Origin of the sequence: Chitinophaga caseinilytica (assembly GCF_038396765.1) — a bacterium.
Classification (GTDB): domain Bacteria; phylum Bacteroidota; class Bacteroidia; order Chitinophagales; family Chitinophagaceae; genus Chitinophaga; species Chitinophaga caseinilytica.
The window spans coordinates 4,609,233-4,622,771 of the sequence record NZ_CP150096.1; the positions used below are offsets into that span (position 1 = coordinate 4,609,233).

Consider the following 13,539-nt stretch of genomic DNA (forward strand, 5'->3'; position numbering starts at 1 on the left):
CCCTGATAGTATCCAGAGGCCCAGTACTGAAATCAAACGGCACACCTGTACGCACAGCAAGCCGTAACGCTACATATCGCATAACGCAATAATGCACCATAATTAAAACCACACAACATGGGTGAATCTTTTTCAAAAAAGGAAAAGAAAAACAAAAAAGCAAAAGCCAAAATTGAAAAGGCACAAAAAATGCTCGATCGAAAGTCGAACAACGACAAAGGCAAGCCGCTTGAAGAGATGCTCGCTTTCGTCGATGAAAACGGGAACCTGAGTTCCGTTCCTCCAAGACAGGGCAATGAAGACGTGACGATGCAGGAATTGACCGCCGTCGCGAAAAGCAGGCACCGGCCTGTGGTAGAAGCCACCCGGACGGGATTCGTTTCCTACTTCAACCAGGCAAAGGGTTTCGGGTTCATTACCGACGACAATGCCCGGGAAAACGTCTTCTTTCACGCCAACCAGTTAACTGAGCTCCTGAAAGAAAAGGACAGGGTTTCCTTCACGCGGGAGAAAACGCCGAGAGGCTTCAGCGCCGTGGATCTGAAAAGGATCGGATGATTTGCGACGAAAAAAGAATTCAGATATAAGAAGCACCTGCAACCCGCAGGTGTTTTTTTATGCCCGGCGCCGGCTGGAAATCCGGAGAATTCCCTTTATCTTGACATCACCTTCCCGAATTCCATCACCTGTACCGCAAGCATTGACTATGAAAGGATTGCTTTTTTTCACCGGATGTATACTGCTCCTTGGCAATAGCTTCGCGCAGCAACCGGTGCTCCCCGCACAAAAACATGGGTTCATCGTCATCGCCCACCGCGGAAACCATGAAATCGTCCCTGAAAACACAACGGCATCCGTGGAAGCGGCGTACCAGTGCGGCGCCGACTATGCCGAGCTCGACCTTCGCACGACCCAAGACGGGCATCTCGTGCTCATGCACGACGCCACCGTAGACCGCACCACCAACGGAAAGGGCGCCGTAGCAGATTATACGTTTGCCGCGCTCCGCCAACTGAACATCAAAAGTACCGACGGCAAAATTTACCGCGTGCCCACGTTCGCCGAAGCCCTGAAAGCCGCCAGGGGCAAGGTGCATATTTATCTCGACTTCAAGGAAGCCGACGTAGCACAGGCCTGGCAGCAAATACGGGATGCAGGGATGGAAAAACAGGTGATCGTGTACATCAACAAAAAGGAGCAATATCAACCCTGGCGCGACATTGCGCCGCAAATGCCCCTGATGTCCAGCCTGCCGGACGATGCCCAAACACCGGCACAAATGGAACAGTTCCTGGATGCACATTCGTTTGCGGTGCTGGACAATATTACCGACAGCACGCTCATGACCGTAGCGCGCCGCCGCCGGATATCCGTTTGGCTGGACGCGCAATCGCCCAACGAAGGCCCCGATGCCTGGAATGCGGTGTTAAATAGGAAAGTACAAGGCATGCAGAGCGACCATCCGGGCGCGCTTGTCCGCTATCTCCGCGAGCACAGGCTGCGCGATGGCCTAAAAAAATAAGGCACCTCCCGGCGCCTTATTCCCTTTATACGTTGAAGCTTTTATGTTTGTAGAAGTACGTCTTCACCGTTTTGGCGTACAGTTCGTAATCGAGCGCCTCGAGGTAGAGATCCATTTCCGAGCCGATCATTCCCTTCACATCCAGTTCGCTTTCGATCAGTACTACTTTCGGGTGGTATTTTTCCCAGTTGTTGGATTTCAGTACCTGGAAATCGAGCCCTTCGGCGTCGATCGTGAGGAAATCGATGGAGGTGCCTTTGGGAAGGTGCTGGTCGAGGATGCCGGCCAGCGTTCTCGTCTGCACTTTTACGACCCTTTCGATGTTGTAGATTTCCTTCTGGCTACGTTCTTCCGCCATTTCCTTCGAAAAGGTATTGAGCGCATGCTCATTGAAAACGTAAAAATCGAGCGCTTCTTCCTTGTCCGAAACAGGCACTTCCAGGTTAATGTCTTCCGGTCGGATTTCCCGGAAAAGCGCCATGCTGCCGGGCATGGCGTCGATATTGATGCCGCGCCATCCGAGGCGGTAAAAACGGAAAGTGTTCGAGAAACGCTTGGGATGGAGGGCGCCTACGTCCACGAAAAATCCTTTCTTCTGAAATTCGAATATCCTGCCCAGTACGAGATCTTCCCCTTCCTGGGAATAGGATACGTTTTGAAAAATATCGACGGTGGTTTCGGGTTGGACGAGCTTTTGCAACAACCGTTTAAGTCCCATAGCTTGTTAGGTTTTATAAGTTTCCGTTGTTAATTGATTTGACCGGTATGGTTTTCTGCGATATACGTCCGGGGATGGCATTCCCTTCGGATGGCGTATATCGGACTGCAAGGATACAATTTTCCGGTCTACTTATCACTCGAACAGATGCACTGGATAAATTCCCCACTTAGCAAAACCATAACGAACCGGTGCCAACCAATGTTACAGGCAGGAAACAGTTGGCGGTGGGCAGATACTCCGTTTTTATTTTCCGGGCCTATTCATGCGACGCCACGAGCGATCGTTCCAGGTACAGCTCCACCGTATCTATCCCGTTCTGATATTTCCAGATCATCGTGTTATTATTGACATGGTTGACATGGATGAGCAGGTTGCGGGCAGGATCGAACATCCGCACCGTTATGGAACTGTCGCCCGGATTCACCGCATATTCGCCCATTTGCGATCTTTTCACATCGGCGAAATAGGGGTTCGGGGAACAGGTGATCCGCTTGTAGTGTTCGATATAGATATTCTGCCAGGCGGAATTATCGGATTGCCAGTCGTTACCGGATGCCTCCACATTATTCCTGAGGGTTTTCGTCACCCTCCACTTTCCGGCGATGGGCTGTTTGGTGATGACGTACCCGCTGACGTATACGGAAAACCCAAGGCTGCAGCCGATCACCAGTACCCTGACCAGCTGTTTCAGCGGCTGTGCCACCATAATCGGCCGGAGCAGGATTTTCGTGAAAAGGGGTTGGATGATGTCCCAATGCAGGAAAAACAGGTACGCCAACCCCACCGTAAAATAAATCGCGTTGAGGGTAGCCGGGACCGGGATCCCGTAAAACAGGTCGATCAGTACGATATTGATCATCACCGGCAACAGGATGAGCACGCCGGGCAGGGTCGTTCTCCTGAAAAGCAGCATGATGGAACCGGCGATCTGAATCACCGCGATGATGCTGCTGAATACATAGGAATGCCCGAAATAATTCCAGGTGAGGTTGTAACCGGACAATCCGCCCACGATACTATCGCTCCGGAAGAACGATTCCCCGAATTGCAGGCCGAACAATTTCCCGAAGCCATACCCGCTGATCTCCAGCGCCAGCCAATACCTGACAATAGCTACCAGAACGGCCTGCACCTTTTCCGTATCGATCGTCCCCGCTTTCTCCCGGGCCCGCCAGTAGAAAGGGAACCCGCACGCGAATACGATCCCCAGCACGATCAGCGGAGGGTACATGTATTTGTAGATGGTATTGATGATCCCCCAATTGGTGACAGTCGTCAACCGGAAAAAGAATACGGAAGAAAAGCTATTAACACAGGCGAGGGCCACCAAAATCGACAGGATCGACTTGTGCCACCAGGGATTTTTTGCAGTTTGAGGCATAATCGTGAAATTCCCTGTTAATTTAGCAATTTAGCGGGTATGGAAGATAAAGTTGCCCACAAACTTTTACTGAAACAATTCTGCGAACAGGTCATTCTGCAACGCATCGCCATTTCGCGCCAGGCGATGGACGAAGCCCAGGCCGCGGCCAACCAGGAAGGCAAAAGCTCGGCGGGCGATAAATACGAAACCTCCCGGGCCATGGGCCACCTCGAAAAGGATATGTACGCCCGGCAACTGGTGGCGCATCAGCAGGAACTGGCTGCGCTTCGTGCGGTTAACGTGCAATCGATCTGCCTCGTTCCCGCGGCCGGCGCCTTCGTACGGTCGGCCAACGCCGGTTTCTTTATAGGCGCGGGTTTGGGCAAACAAATCGTCGACGGGGAAACGGTAATTTTCCTTTCGCCTGCGTCACCACTGGCACAGCAGCTCATGCGCAGGAAAGTGGGAGACACCTTCGATTTCAAGGGGAAAGAAACAATACTGGAGATTTATTGAAAAGGAAAACCAGGTCATGACGCCTGGTTTTCCCGCATTTTTTATTGCGTAACTACTTCCGTAGCCGTTTTGATGTTCGCGTAGAAAAATTCCAGCGCGCCCAGCAGCGATTGCTGTACCCATGCCGCGGGCACCTTCTTCCCCTGGACTTCCACATCCAGCGTAGCGCAGGCGTCAGACACCACCGTACATTCGAAACCAAAATCCTTCGCGGCTTTCACGGTTGCGTCGATGCAAACGTGGGTCATCATCCCGGCGAAGGTCAAACGGTCAATGCCATTGGCTTTCAGATGCTCCAACAAATCGGTTTCCCGGAAACTGTTGGGAAAATGTTTGGTGATGATCTTTTCTCCGTTTTCGGGCATCACTGCCGCATGGATCGCTATCCCATCCGTACCGGGCAGGAAAAAAGTGGCGCCTTCGTTGGTGGAAATATGCTGTACGTGGACCACTGGCCGGCCGGCTTTCCTGAAATGCGCCAGTACCTGTTTCGCCTTTTCCGCGGCTTCTTCCGCGCCCACTAAAGTGTGCCGCCCGCCGGGGAAATAATCCTGCTGGATATCAATGATGATCAGTGCTTCTTTCATGTGTTCGTTGTTTGCAGGGCGCTGTGCGAAAGCGCCCGAAGTGATGGAAATGAATGCCACCCATAAAGCGGTCAGTTTCATATCGGATAATGTTTTACTGTTTTGGAAATCATGAAGGCCTTCACTGCACACAAAAGTAGCAGCCACGGAATGCCCGGCACTTGACCTAGGTCAAGTGCCCCGGTAAATTTCCCGGGTTACCGCAGTTTGATGTCCAGTTTTTTTAACATGCGGCTGAAGAAAGACGGCGTAACGCCGATGTAGGAAGCGATTTCCTGGTCGGACAGGAGCGGGAGCAGATAAGGGTATTGCTGGCGGAACTTTCCCAGGCGCTCGGGCGCTGAAAGGCTCATGGCGTCTATGTTCCGTTGAAGGCTCGCGGCGAAGGCGCGCTCCGTGAGGATGCGGAAACAGCGTTCGAACCTGGGGATTTTCCGGAGGAGGATTTCCTGGTTGCGGCGCGACAGCGCCAGGGTGTCCGTCCGCTCAACGGCTTCGATGAAAAGATGGGCCGGCGTTCCGGAAATGAAACTCCCGATATCCGCGATCCACCAATCCGGCGAAGCGATCGTGAGGATATGTTCCTTTCCGTCGGTATCGAGCAGGTAGCTTTTCATGCAGCCGGCGGCGATGAAAGTAAAATCGGTGCAAACTTCCCCTTCGCGCAGCAGGTATTCTTTCCGGGCGTAACGGCCGGGTTTCAGCAGGCTGGTGAAATAATCGCCTTCTTCCTGTGTGAGGGGGATGTGCCTGCGGATGTTGTTAAGTATCAGCTCGAGGGGGCCGTTCATCTTCTTGCGCGTTTCTCGCCCTGTGAAGGTAAGGAGAAGGCGGGAAACAAATAATTTGGATTAAATTGCGATTATGTGCGAACACGAACAAAAGCATTGTCCCAGGTGTAACGCCCACTTTGAATGCAAGGTGGGATCGATCCTGCTGTGCCAATGCACGACCGTGACGCTTTCACAGGACGAGCGCGATTTTATTGCCACGCAATACGCCGATTGCCTCTGCGCCGCCTGTCTCAAAGACATGAAATCCAGCTACCATCAGCAACAGATGCAACACAAACTGCATAACATCTCGCCGTTGCTGTTCCCGAAAAAATAAAAAGCGAAGTTAATACAGCAGGTAAGGTTCGATCCTCGCTGTCCAATCCCCCGGACCGGTATATTCTACGATTTCCCCGATACTGCCATCCGCCACGAGCGATTCCGCATTTTTTAAACCTGTCAGCAGATCGAGATGCCGCGCGCCGCCGGGGTTTACGAAAGTAGGGTAGGGCGCCCATGCAAAATCACCGGGATGGATTTGATGAATGAGCCGGATCAGCAGCCAACCCAGCTTCACCGGCCGGAAAACCGCCCGGTCGCTTACGTGCAACATGACACCGCTGCATTTTTGCCCTTGATATTTCCCTGCCACCGGAACGAAATGTACCGGTCTGGCGTACACGCCGTCTGGACGAAGATCATTGACCAGCGCGGCTACGCGCGGCCCGTCCATCCACGGCGCGCCAGCAACGCGGAAAGGCGTGGCCGTGCCTCTTCCTTCGCTGATATTGGTGGCTTCCAGCAAGCCCAGGCCCGGGTACAGCAATGCAGACGCGAAGCAGGGAATGGCCGGCGATGTGGGAACGAATGATGGGCTCCAATCCGGGAAGAACATCGTCCGTTGCCAGTTTTTGCATGGTATTACGTCCAGTTGTAAGGTATTTTTCAGGATGTATGTTGATTGGAAGTAACCGGCCAGTTCGCCGAATGTGCAGCTATGGCGAACGGGAATGTTCCATCGCCCGATGAAGCTGCTGCAGTGGCGCTCGTCCAGCCCCGGGCCCTCGGCAAGGGCCATGACGCCCGACAGCGGATTGGGCCGGTCCGCGATCACCAGGTGCTTGCCCCGGGCCGCGCAGGCTTCCATGACGTGGGTCAGCGTCCAGAGGTAGGTATAGAAGCGGCAACCGATGTCGGGAATATCGAATAAAACCACGTCGATATCGGCGAGGTCGTGGGGATCGGGCGCCAGCTTGCCGCCGTAGAGGCTGGTCACGGGCAGGCCTGTCAGTCGGTCGGTCCCGTCCGGCATTTCCTTGCCATCTTCGCCGGTGGTTTCCAGTCCGTGTTCGGGGGAAAACAGCCGGGTGATGTGAAATCCTTCTGCCAGCAGTGCCTCCCGGGAAGGACGAAAGTCTGCCGTACATGCGGCGTGATTCGTTACCAACCCGATCCTGCGGGATTTCCAGGCAGGCGGATTCGCTAATAAGGCGTCTATTCCGGTCATGAAGCTACAAATTAAGGAATCCTTCGTTGGATTTACGTCGCAACCGGCGGGACAGCCTATTTGGATTATCAACCGGTAAATGATATTTTACCTTTTTCGACTAAACGGACATACCATGTTATCAAAAATCAGGATTTCGCTGATCATCTTACTGAGCATATGCAGCTCAATTCAGGCGCAGGACGCAAAAAAGATCCGGCTCTTTATTATCGGCAACAGTTTTTCACAGAATGCCTCCGCGTTTGTGCCGCAACTGGCGAAGGAAGGCGGGATCGACCTGGAAGTGGGGCGCGCGGAGCTCGGTGGCTGCTCGCTGGAAAAGCACTGGAAACTGTCGGAAGCAGGGGAGAAGGCATATAAGGGAAAATCGCTGCGCGAATTGCTGTCTGACGGCCGCTGGGACATCGTTACCATTCAGCAGTATTCCCTGCTTTCCGGAGACCCCGGCACTTACGAACCCTATGCCGGCAAGCTCGTGGAAATGATCCGAACGTTGCAGCCCGGCGCGAAACTATACATCCACCAGGTGTGGGCATACCGGAACGATGCGAAATCTTTCGGAAGGATTAACGGCGAACAACGCGCTGCGAACACAGAAGAAATGCACCGCCACGTAAGGGCGGCCTACCACAAGGTGGCTGCAGACCTGGGCCTCACGATCATCCCGACGGGCGATGCTTTCCGGAAAATGGAAGTGAGCCGGAAGTGGCACTATACCAAAGATACCACGTTCAATTTCGAGGCGCCGCAAGCGGGACAATTGCCCGATCAGACGAACTCCCTGCATATCGGCTACATCTGGCGCAACGGCAAGCTGGATTTTGATGCCAACCACGCCAATCCCGCGGGCTGTTACCTGGGCTCGCTGGTGTGGTACAAAACATTGTTTGGCGGGAAGGTAAAGAAGGTGAAGTTTAAGCCGGAAAGCGTTTCTGCGCCGATGGCGAAGAAATTCAGGCAGGTGGTGGCGGGCTTGTAGTCGCCTAAAACCACGATCCCTGCCGGCATGCCTGGCAGGGATCGTTGGAAAGATATTGCGATCTGTTATTGTACGTTCTTGAACATTACCGGTGAGTTGCCGTAAAGCGGGGTTCTCCCGTCCCACTTTTCGATGAATTGCTGCTGGATGAGCAAGGGGGTCAGCGACTGCTGGCGCAATTGGTTGGCGCGCGATTCCGCTTCTGCCTGAACGATGAGTTTCCGGGCGTTGGCTTCTGCTACGCGCAATTCGTTTTCTACCTGCATCGCCTGCTGAACGGCGCGGTTCTTGGCGTCGATGGCTTGGGTGATGCTTTCGGGGTATACGATCCCGGAAGTCAGCTGTTCCAGCTGGAAGCCTTCCTTGGTCAATTCGGCGGAAAGCTGGGCCTGCACTGCGCTTTCGAAGCCTTTCCTGTTGGAGATCATGCTGTCGGTCGTGAATTCGTTGAATTGGATGCGGAATGCATCGCGGACGTAGTTGTACAGCGTGGTGGTGGTGATTTCCTTGATGCCCTTGCGGTATTTCTGAAAAATTTCCGGAGAATGGCCGGCAATCACTTTATAGGTAATGGTGGGGTCTACGGTAAAAACGGACCCATCTTTGGCGTTGACGGTAAATGGTTCATAATCCGCGGTTTGCACAAATACCGGAAACTCGTGAACATCTTCCGTAAAAGGGTTATACCAAACGCGCCCCGTTACCAGGGAAACGTCCTGTACACCTTTATCGCTGCCGTAGAGGCGAACTAATACGCCTTCATGGCCCGCATCGATCCGGGTGCAGGAAGAATAGCAGAAAATAATGATGGCGAGGAGCGCGATGGATGTCCAAATAATGGTCTTTTTCATGCCGAATGTTGATTTACTGTTCGATATAGGATTGAAAATCAGGCAAGATAGCGTATTGGCGGGAAGTCAGCGAGAAATTTTCGCGAGCACCTGGTTCCTTCGCTCCGGCAACGTACCGTTTACTTCGATCACTTCAATATTCAAATCCCCGATCCAATCGTACAACAAATCATTCACCCGGCTTCTGAGTTTCGGCTGATCTGTTTCATGAGCGGAAATCAGATCGGGCGTTTCAATGGGAACAAATACGAGCAGGTCAATTTCCGCAAGAATTGCCTGGGCGGTCGCAAAAAGTGATCGAATATTTCTGCCGGGCTCGATAACATGAAGATAGGCCAGGATATCGATGACACACCTGTCGAATATCACATTCCCTTCGCTATTGGAAACCAGGTCGACGGAACAGTTGAACTGTTCTACAAAATCATCGGCTGTGGGGATTTCTGAAAATTCATATCCCGAAGCTTCCAATTGATAGTAGGGCTCCATTTCGAGGGTGTACCCGGGAAGATGTTCCAGGAGCGCTTCTGCTAATGTCGTTTTCCCGACTTTGTGGGCACCGATTATCGCAATTTTCATATCTGGTCCAATGGATGGATGGGATTTGTGATCCTGATTTTTGATTTACATGGGTTAAACATCGGATGTATCTATTTGAATTCATTGATATTTCTTACCCTTACATTTGGCATAGTGTTGAAAATGTCTTGCATATACTTCCTATGATTGGCCCCGGCAAGCACGACCACTCTTTTCGCTCCTGCCTTTCTCGCTCTATTTACAACGTTTTCACACATTCCCTTATTTCTCATTATCCACCAATGTATTTTCGAAAGCATTTCTTCATTAGGGAAGTTCTCCATATCGTACAGTTCAGCCAAATAGAAATCCCCTGAAGCAGAGATGGCGGAAGCGTCGTCCGTATTTAACCATTCCGTTACGTTTTTCGAGGTCTTCTCGATATTCGCATATTTATCATACCCGGCATTGATTTTATCCAAACCAGATTGCAATTCTGCTCGCAAAGCCGTATTGGTATCCTTCTTAAATACATTGAATTTTGTATCGAATGCTACCCAGGATGCTCCCCAATTCAAATCGTAATCCTGGCAATCCATGGAAAGCAATTCCTGCATTCCCATTTCCCGCATCATGGGAAATGCGATAAGTGCATATTCGGAGGTTTTCAGTCTTTTCATACTTCGTCCTGTTGTATCCAATTGAGGGCTAAGCAATTTATTGACATAGTTTTCAAGTTCCGCATCAGGGGTTTGCTGAAGGTAAATGAAAACCTGCCAGAATTGATAGTGACCGTTTGCAACATCCTGGTCAAGATAATAAGCATGGGCTAAATCAGTTTTTAACCGATAGTCCTGGGGTTTTGACAGGGATAGTTTTCTTAAACTGTCAATTGTCCCGGGAAGTAACGCTGCCGCTATGTTTCGATTGTTCCTCAGCATATTCAGCCGATTGATATTGTCCTGTTTACACCAATAATCCATCACAAGCCGTTCATCTTCCTTACTCAGGAATTCACCAAAAAAAGCATCAGGCTGGAATTTTCTGATTTTATTATGAATGCCGGAAAAATCCTGTGCAGGGTACTTGCTATAATTATGGGAAACACCGATCAGCATAACATCCACTTGCTGTGCATAGGTATTGATCGAAATGAAGAAAATAATAAAAATGAAATGCTTCATATTGCTGCCTTTTATTTGATGGCGGAACGACGGTTGTATCAACTTTCATAGCGCCCCAATGTTGATTGATCGCTTTGGCTTCACAGGAATTGCCATTCACGTATAAATATACGTTATGAATTCGCTAACCATATCGCTTACTTTTAATTTAAGTTTCTTCGATACGTTTTGATATGCATAAAAACAGGGGCCTGCGTAAACATCAGGAAACCGTTATTTCCGCTGATTCGATTTGTTCCAGTCTTTCCATTCCTTCCGCGCCTTCTTCAGCGCCTCCACGAATGCCGGGTCCTTGCTCCATGCGCTCAGGAGGTTCCAGCTGATAACGCGCGAAGCCTCATTATCGCTGGGGTAATGGATACCCATTAGCTCCCGCGACCAGCGGACTTCCTCCGCCATCTTCAGAAAATCGGCGCGCCGCTCCGGGATGATCTCCGCAAACAGGAAAGCTTCCGAAAACGCCCAGAGCGAATGCCCGCTGGCGAACGAGGGCGAGGAAATCCGGGCCAGCGGTTGTAGTGCCGGTTCCAGATGATAGGGTCGCGCCCGCTTGAAGTGCCATTTCAGCCGGAATTCCGTTACCCGGATATCCTGGATGCAATTGAGCAGCAGCTCCGTCGTGGCCGGGAAGTTCTTGTCGTTGTACCATTCCCCGACAGGTGAAGCGATGTAAAAGAGCTGTTTCCGGTTCTCCAGGTAATCCGGGTCTTCCGGGTTCAGGATGTTCGGCCAGGAGCCGATGTTGGCGATGTACTGCGCCCGTGCTACTTCCTGCGGCGTCCGGTTCTGCTGCAGGCGGAGCAGGTAGTCCAATTCGGCCCTGGTCTGATCGGAGCTGTTGGCCGGCGGGGTCACGAGGCCCGGTAGCATAGCTTCCAGCTTACCGCTAAGATACACCGTCCGCCACAATGTATTGCCCTGCGCGCCTTTTCCGTATTCGGCCCAGGGATACCGGACCGTATCCATCCAGGCGCGGGAGTTGTCGGGCAACGGGCTCAGTTCCGACAGGGTTTTGTAATGCTGGCTCAGGGGCTCCAGCGGGTGCAGTGCATTACCTGCAAAGCGGAATGCTGCCAGAATTAGGAATGCGATGGTCAGGGGCAGCAGGAGAAGCGTCTTTCTTTTGGATAGTTTGTAATGCATGTTGAATGGTTGTCAGTCAAAAAATGATTTTCCGCTATGACGGGCCATTCAAAAAAAAGACGCAAACTAATTTCAGGCACAATCTTCGCCGCAGCAGGAAACGATGTTCCCATACTTGTCGAACTCAAAATCGCAGCAATTCAGGATGGCGGCGCGCAGCATCTCCTTTGCCCGCTGTACCCGCGACTTCAGCCCGGAATACGACATACCCAGCTCCGCTGCCAGTTGCTTTTGCGACATACCCTCGATTTCTGTTTTCAACAGTGCGTCACGGTAAATCGGCGGAAGGGTCTGGATCATCTGGCCTACAAAGGAATCGGACAACCGCGCCACGAGGTTTTCCGGTTCGTTGGCCGGCGCGGGCAGGTGTTCGGCATCGGTGGCGCCTGTTAAGACTTTCCCGTTCTTCCGGAAATAATCCGCCACGGCGTTGTCCGCCATCTTCATCACATAAGGGATCATATTTTCCGCCTTTTCGACTTGCGGCAGGCGTTGCAGCAACTTCAGGTATACATCCTGGAGAATGTCTTCGCAGCAATCGGCATGGTTGACCCGGGAGCAGATGCGCTGCTCCAGCTTGTCTTCCAGCTGCGCGAGGATGGGCAAAATGGTTTGCATATCGTTGGATTAAAGAAAAGGGGCCTAAAAGCCCCTTCTCAACATATCTGCATATTCGTTCGGAAGAATACTGGTCTCTACGGCCCTGGCTGCCTTTTCCACGTCGTACCCGAAGCGGATAAACTCCACCTGGAGGGAATTGCGGTCGTGGATGGACAGGGTTTCGTCGATGTGCAGCATCACGTAGCCGCCGCGCGGATCACCGTCTTTCGGTTTGCCGACGGAGCCGATGTTGATGGCGTGGCGGCACTTGGGCGCTTCGCCGGGCTCCGTGCAGATGATCCGGTGGTAAGGCTTATGCGTGTGGCCGAAACAAAGGATATCGGCGTTGGCGTCGGTAAGGATGCGCAGCATGCTCTTTTCGTCCCGGTCTTCGAACAGGTATTCGTTGATCTTACGGGGACTGCCGTGCACCAGCATGAGGGTCAGCGTATCGTCGTTCAGCTGGAACTCGACACGGATGTGGGCGGGCAGGGTGCGGAGGTATTTGCGCTCGTCGTCGCCGACAAGGGAGTTGGTGTAGGAAATGGAAATCTGGCCCATGTCCTTATCCTCCGTGGTTTTGTAGGCGCAGCCACATTCGTTGCTCATCCGACCGATGCCCTGGTCATAGTTGCCGGCGATGGTCGGGATGCCGCGCTTGCGTATCGCCTGGATCACCTCGTTGGGCCAGATATTGTAGCCCACCAGGTCGCCGAGGCAGTAAACGGCATCGGGTTTGCGCTTGTCCAGGTCGGCGAAGAAGGCTTCCAGCGCCGGGAGGTTCGCGTGAATGTCTGAAAACAGTGCGATTTTCATCGGTTGCGGTTTAGGCAGTTACGGTTTTGACGTGCGTATTGACGAATTGTTCGAAATAGTTGCGAATGATCTGCCGTACCTCGCGGAACTGCTCCGTAACTTCTTCTTCCGTGCCCGTGGCTTTCGCCGGGTCGGGGAAATTCTCGTGGAATTGCTCCGCGCGCGATGGGAACACGGGACAGCGTTCCTTCGCATGGTCGCAAACGGTGATCACGTAGTCGAAGTCAATGTCGGTGTATTCGGAGATATTGTTGGACGTGTGGCCGGAGATATCGATGCCGTCTTCCGCCATGGTGGCGATGGCGCGGGGATTGACGCCGTGCGTTTCTACGCCCGCGCTATATACTTCCGCCGCGTCGCCTGCGAAGTGGCGGAGATAGCCTTCCGCTATCTGGCTGCGGCAGCTGTTGCCGGTGCAAAGGACCAGGATCTTCTTCATTTGGAATAGTAGGTTTTGA

At 52.4% G+C, this 13,539-nt stretch carries 17 protein-coding genes; 5 read left to right on the forward strand and 12 right to left on the reverse strand.

The features are described 5' to 3' along the window. Nucleotides 1-189: 189 nt before the first annotated feature. Complete coding sequence (locus WJU22_RS18930; protein WP_341839733.1) at nucleotides 190-558, forward strand: cold shock domain-containing protein; 369 nt, start codon at nucleotides 190-192, stop codon at nucleotides 556-558. Between the two features lie 148 nt (nucleotides 559-706). After that, nucleotides 707-1,522: a glycerophosphodiester phosphodiesterase family protein gene (locus WJU22_RS18935; RefSeq protein WP_341839734.1), complete on the forward strand. Its 816-nt coding sequence runs from the start codon at nucleotides 707-709 to the stop codon at nucleotides 1,520-1,522. A gap of 25 nt (nucleotides 1,523-1,547) precedes the next feature. Here the strand turns inward: WJU22_RS18935 and WJU22_RS18940 are convergent, their stop codons facing one another. Beyond that, nucleotides 1,548-2,240, reverse strand: coding sequence for an FkbM family methyltransferase (locus WJU22_RS18940; RefSeq protein WP_341839735.1), 693 nt, complete (start codon nucleotides 2,238-2,240; stop codon nucleotides 1,548-1,550). A gap of 259 nt (nucleotides 2,241-2,499) precedes the next feature. Beyond that, a complete protein-coding gene (locus WJU22_RS18945; protein ID WP_341839736.1) occupies nucleotides 2,500-3,624 on the reverse strand; it encodes a hypothetical protein in 1,125 nt (374 codons plus the stop codon). Between the two features lie 39 nt (nucleotides 3,625-3,663). On the opposite strand from WJU22_RS18945, the gene WJU22_RS18950 reads away from it, so the two are divergent. Further along, the gene (locus tag WJU22_RS18950) at nucleotides 3,664-4,122 is read left to right on the forward strand and encodes a hypothetical protein (RefSeq protein WP_341839737.1); all 459 of its coding nucleotides are present in this window, start codon (nucleotides 3,664-3,666) and stop codon (nucleotides 4,120-4,122) included. A 41-nt stretch (nucleotides 4,123-4,163) separates the two neighbouring features. Here WJU22_RS18950 and WJU22_RS18955 read toward each other — a convergent pair whose 3' ends face one another. Continuing rightward, complete coding sequence (locus tag WJU22_RS18955; protein WP_341839738.1) at nucleotides 4,164-4,790, reverse strand: cysteine hydrolase family protein; 627 nt, start codon at nucleotides 4,788-4,790, stop codon at nucleotides 4,164-4,166. 116 nt (nucleotides 4,791-4,906) lie between these two features. After that, nucleotides 4,907-5,500 carry a Crp/Fnr family transcriptional regulator gene (locus tag WJU22_RS18960; protein WP_341839739.1) on the reverse strand — a complete coding sequence of 198 codons (594 nt, stop codon included), beginning with the start codon at nucleotides 5,498-5,500 and terminating at the stop codon, nucleotides 4,907-4,909. A 73-nt stretch (nucleotides 5,501-5,573) separates the two neighbouring features. Here WJU22_RS18960 and WJU22_RS18965 point away from each other — a divergent pair, with 73 nt between their 5' ends. Then, a complete protein-coding gene (locus WJU22_RS18965; protein ID WP_341839740.1) occupies nucleotides 5,574-5,819 on the forward strand; it encodes a cysteine-rich CWC family protein in 246 nt (81 codons plus the stop codon). A 9-nt stretch (nucleotides 5,820-5,828) separates the two neighbouring features. Here the strand turns inward: WJU22_RS18965 and WJU22_RS18970 are convergent, their stop codons facing one another. After that, nucleotides 5,829-6,989, reverse strand: coding sequence for a DUF1343 domain-containing protein (locus WJU22_RS18970; RefSeq protein ID WP_341839741.1), 1,161 nt, complete (start codon nucleotides 6,987-6,989; stop codon nucleotides 5,829-5,831). A gap of 115 nt (nucleotides 6,990-7,104) precedes the next feature. Here WJU22_RS18970 and WJU22_RS18975 point away from each other — a divergent pair, with 115 nt between their 5' ends. Next, on the forward strand, nucleotides 7,105-7,968 hold the full coding sequence (locus WJU22_RS18975) for a DUF4886 domain-containing protein (RefSeq protein WP_341839742.1): 864 nt from the start codon (nucleotides 7,105-7,107) through the stop codon (nucleotides 7,966-7,968). 65 nt (nucleotides 7,969-8,033) lie between these two features. On the opposite strand, the gene WJU22_RS18980 is transcribed toward WJU22_RS18975, so the two are convergent. From WJU22_RS18980 to WJU22_RS19010, 7 genes are all read right to left on the reverse strand, one after another. Further along, complete coding sequence (locus WJU22_RS18980) at nucleotides 8,034-8,819, reverse strand: SPFH domain-containing protein (RefSeq protein WP_341839743.1); 786 nt, start codon at nucleotides 8,817-8,819, stop codon at nucleotides 8,034-8,036. 66 nt (nucleotides 8,820-8,885) lie between these two features. Then, a complete protein-coding gene (locus WJU22_RS18985; RefSeq protein WP_341839744.1) occupies nucleotides 8,886-9,398 on the reverse strand; it encodes an ATP-binding protein in 513 nt (170 codons plus the stop codon). A gap of 71 nt (nucleotides 9,399-9,469) precedes the next feature. Beyond that, nucleotides 9,470-10,522, reverse strand: a complete 1,053-nt coding sequence (locus WJU22_RS18990) for a DUF5694 domain-containing protein (RefSeq protein ID WP_341839745.1) — start codon at nucleotides 10,520-10,522, stop codon at nucleotides 9,470-9,472. A 213-nt stretch (nucleotides 10,523-10,735) separates the two neighbouring features. Continuing rightward, nucleotides 10,736-11,665 carry a phosphatase PAP2 family protein gene (locus tag WJU22_RS18995; protein ID WP_341839746.1) on the reverse strand — a complete coding sequence of 310 codons (930 nt, stop codon included), beginning with the start codon at nucleotides 11,663-11,665 and terminating at the stop codon, nucleotides 10,736-10,738. Nucleotides 11,666-11,737: 72 nt separating this feature from the next. Continuing rightward, nucleotides 11,738-12,283, reverse strand: a complete 546-nt coding sequence (locus tag WJU22_RS19000) for a sigma-70 family RNA polymerase sigma factor (RefSeq protein ID WP_341839747.1) — start codon at nucleotides 12,281-12,283, stop codon at nucleotides 11,738-11,740. A gap of 24 nt (nucleotides 12,284-12,307) precedes the next feature. Continuing rightward, the gene (locus WJU22_RS19005; RefSeq protein WP_341839748.1) at nucleotides 12,308-13,081 is read right to left on the reverse strand and encodes a metallophosphoesterase family protein; all 774 of its coding nucleotides are present in this window, start codon (nucleotides 13,079-13,081) and stop codon (nucleotides 12,308-12,310) included. Nucleotides 13,082-13,091: 10 nt separating this feature from the next. Continuing rightward, a complete protein-coding gene (locus WJU22_RS19010; protein WP_341839749.1) occupies nucleotides 13,092-13,520 on the reverse strand; it encodes an arsenate reductase ArsC in 429 nt (142 codons plus the stop codon). Between the last annotated feature and the right edge of the window lie 19 nt (nucleotides 13,521-13,539).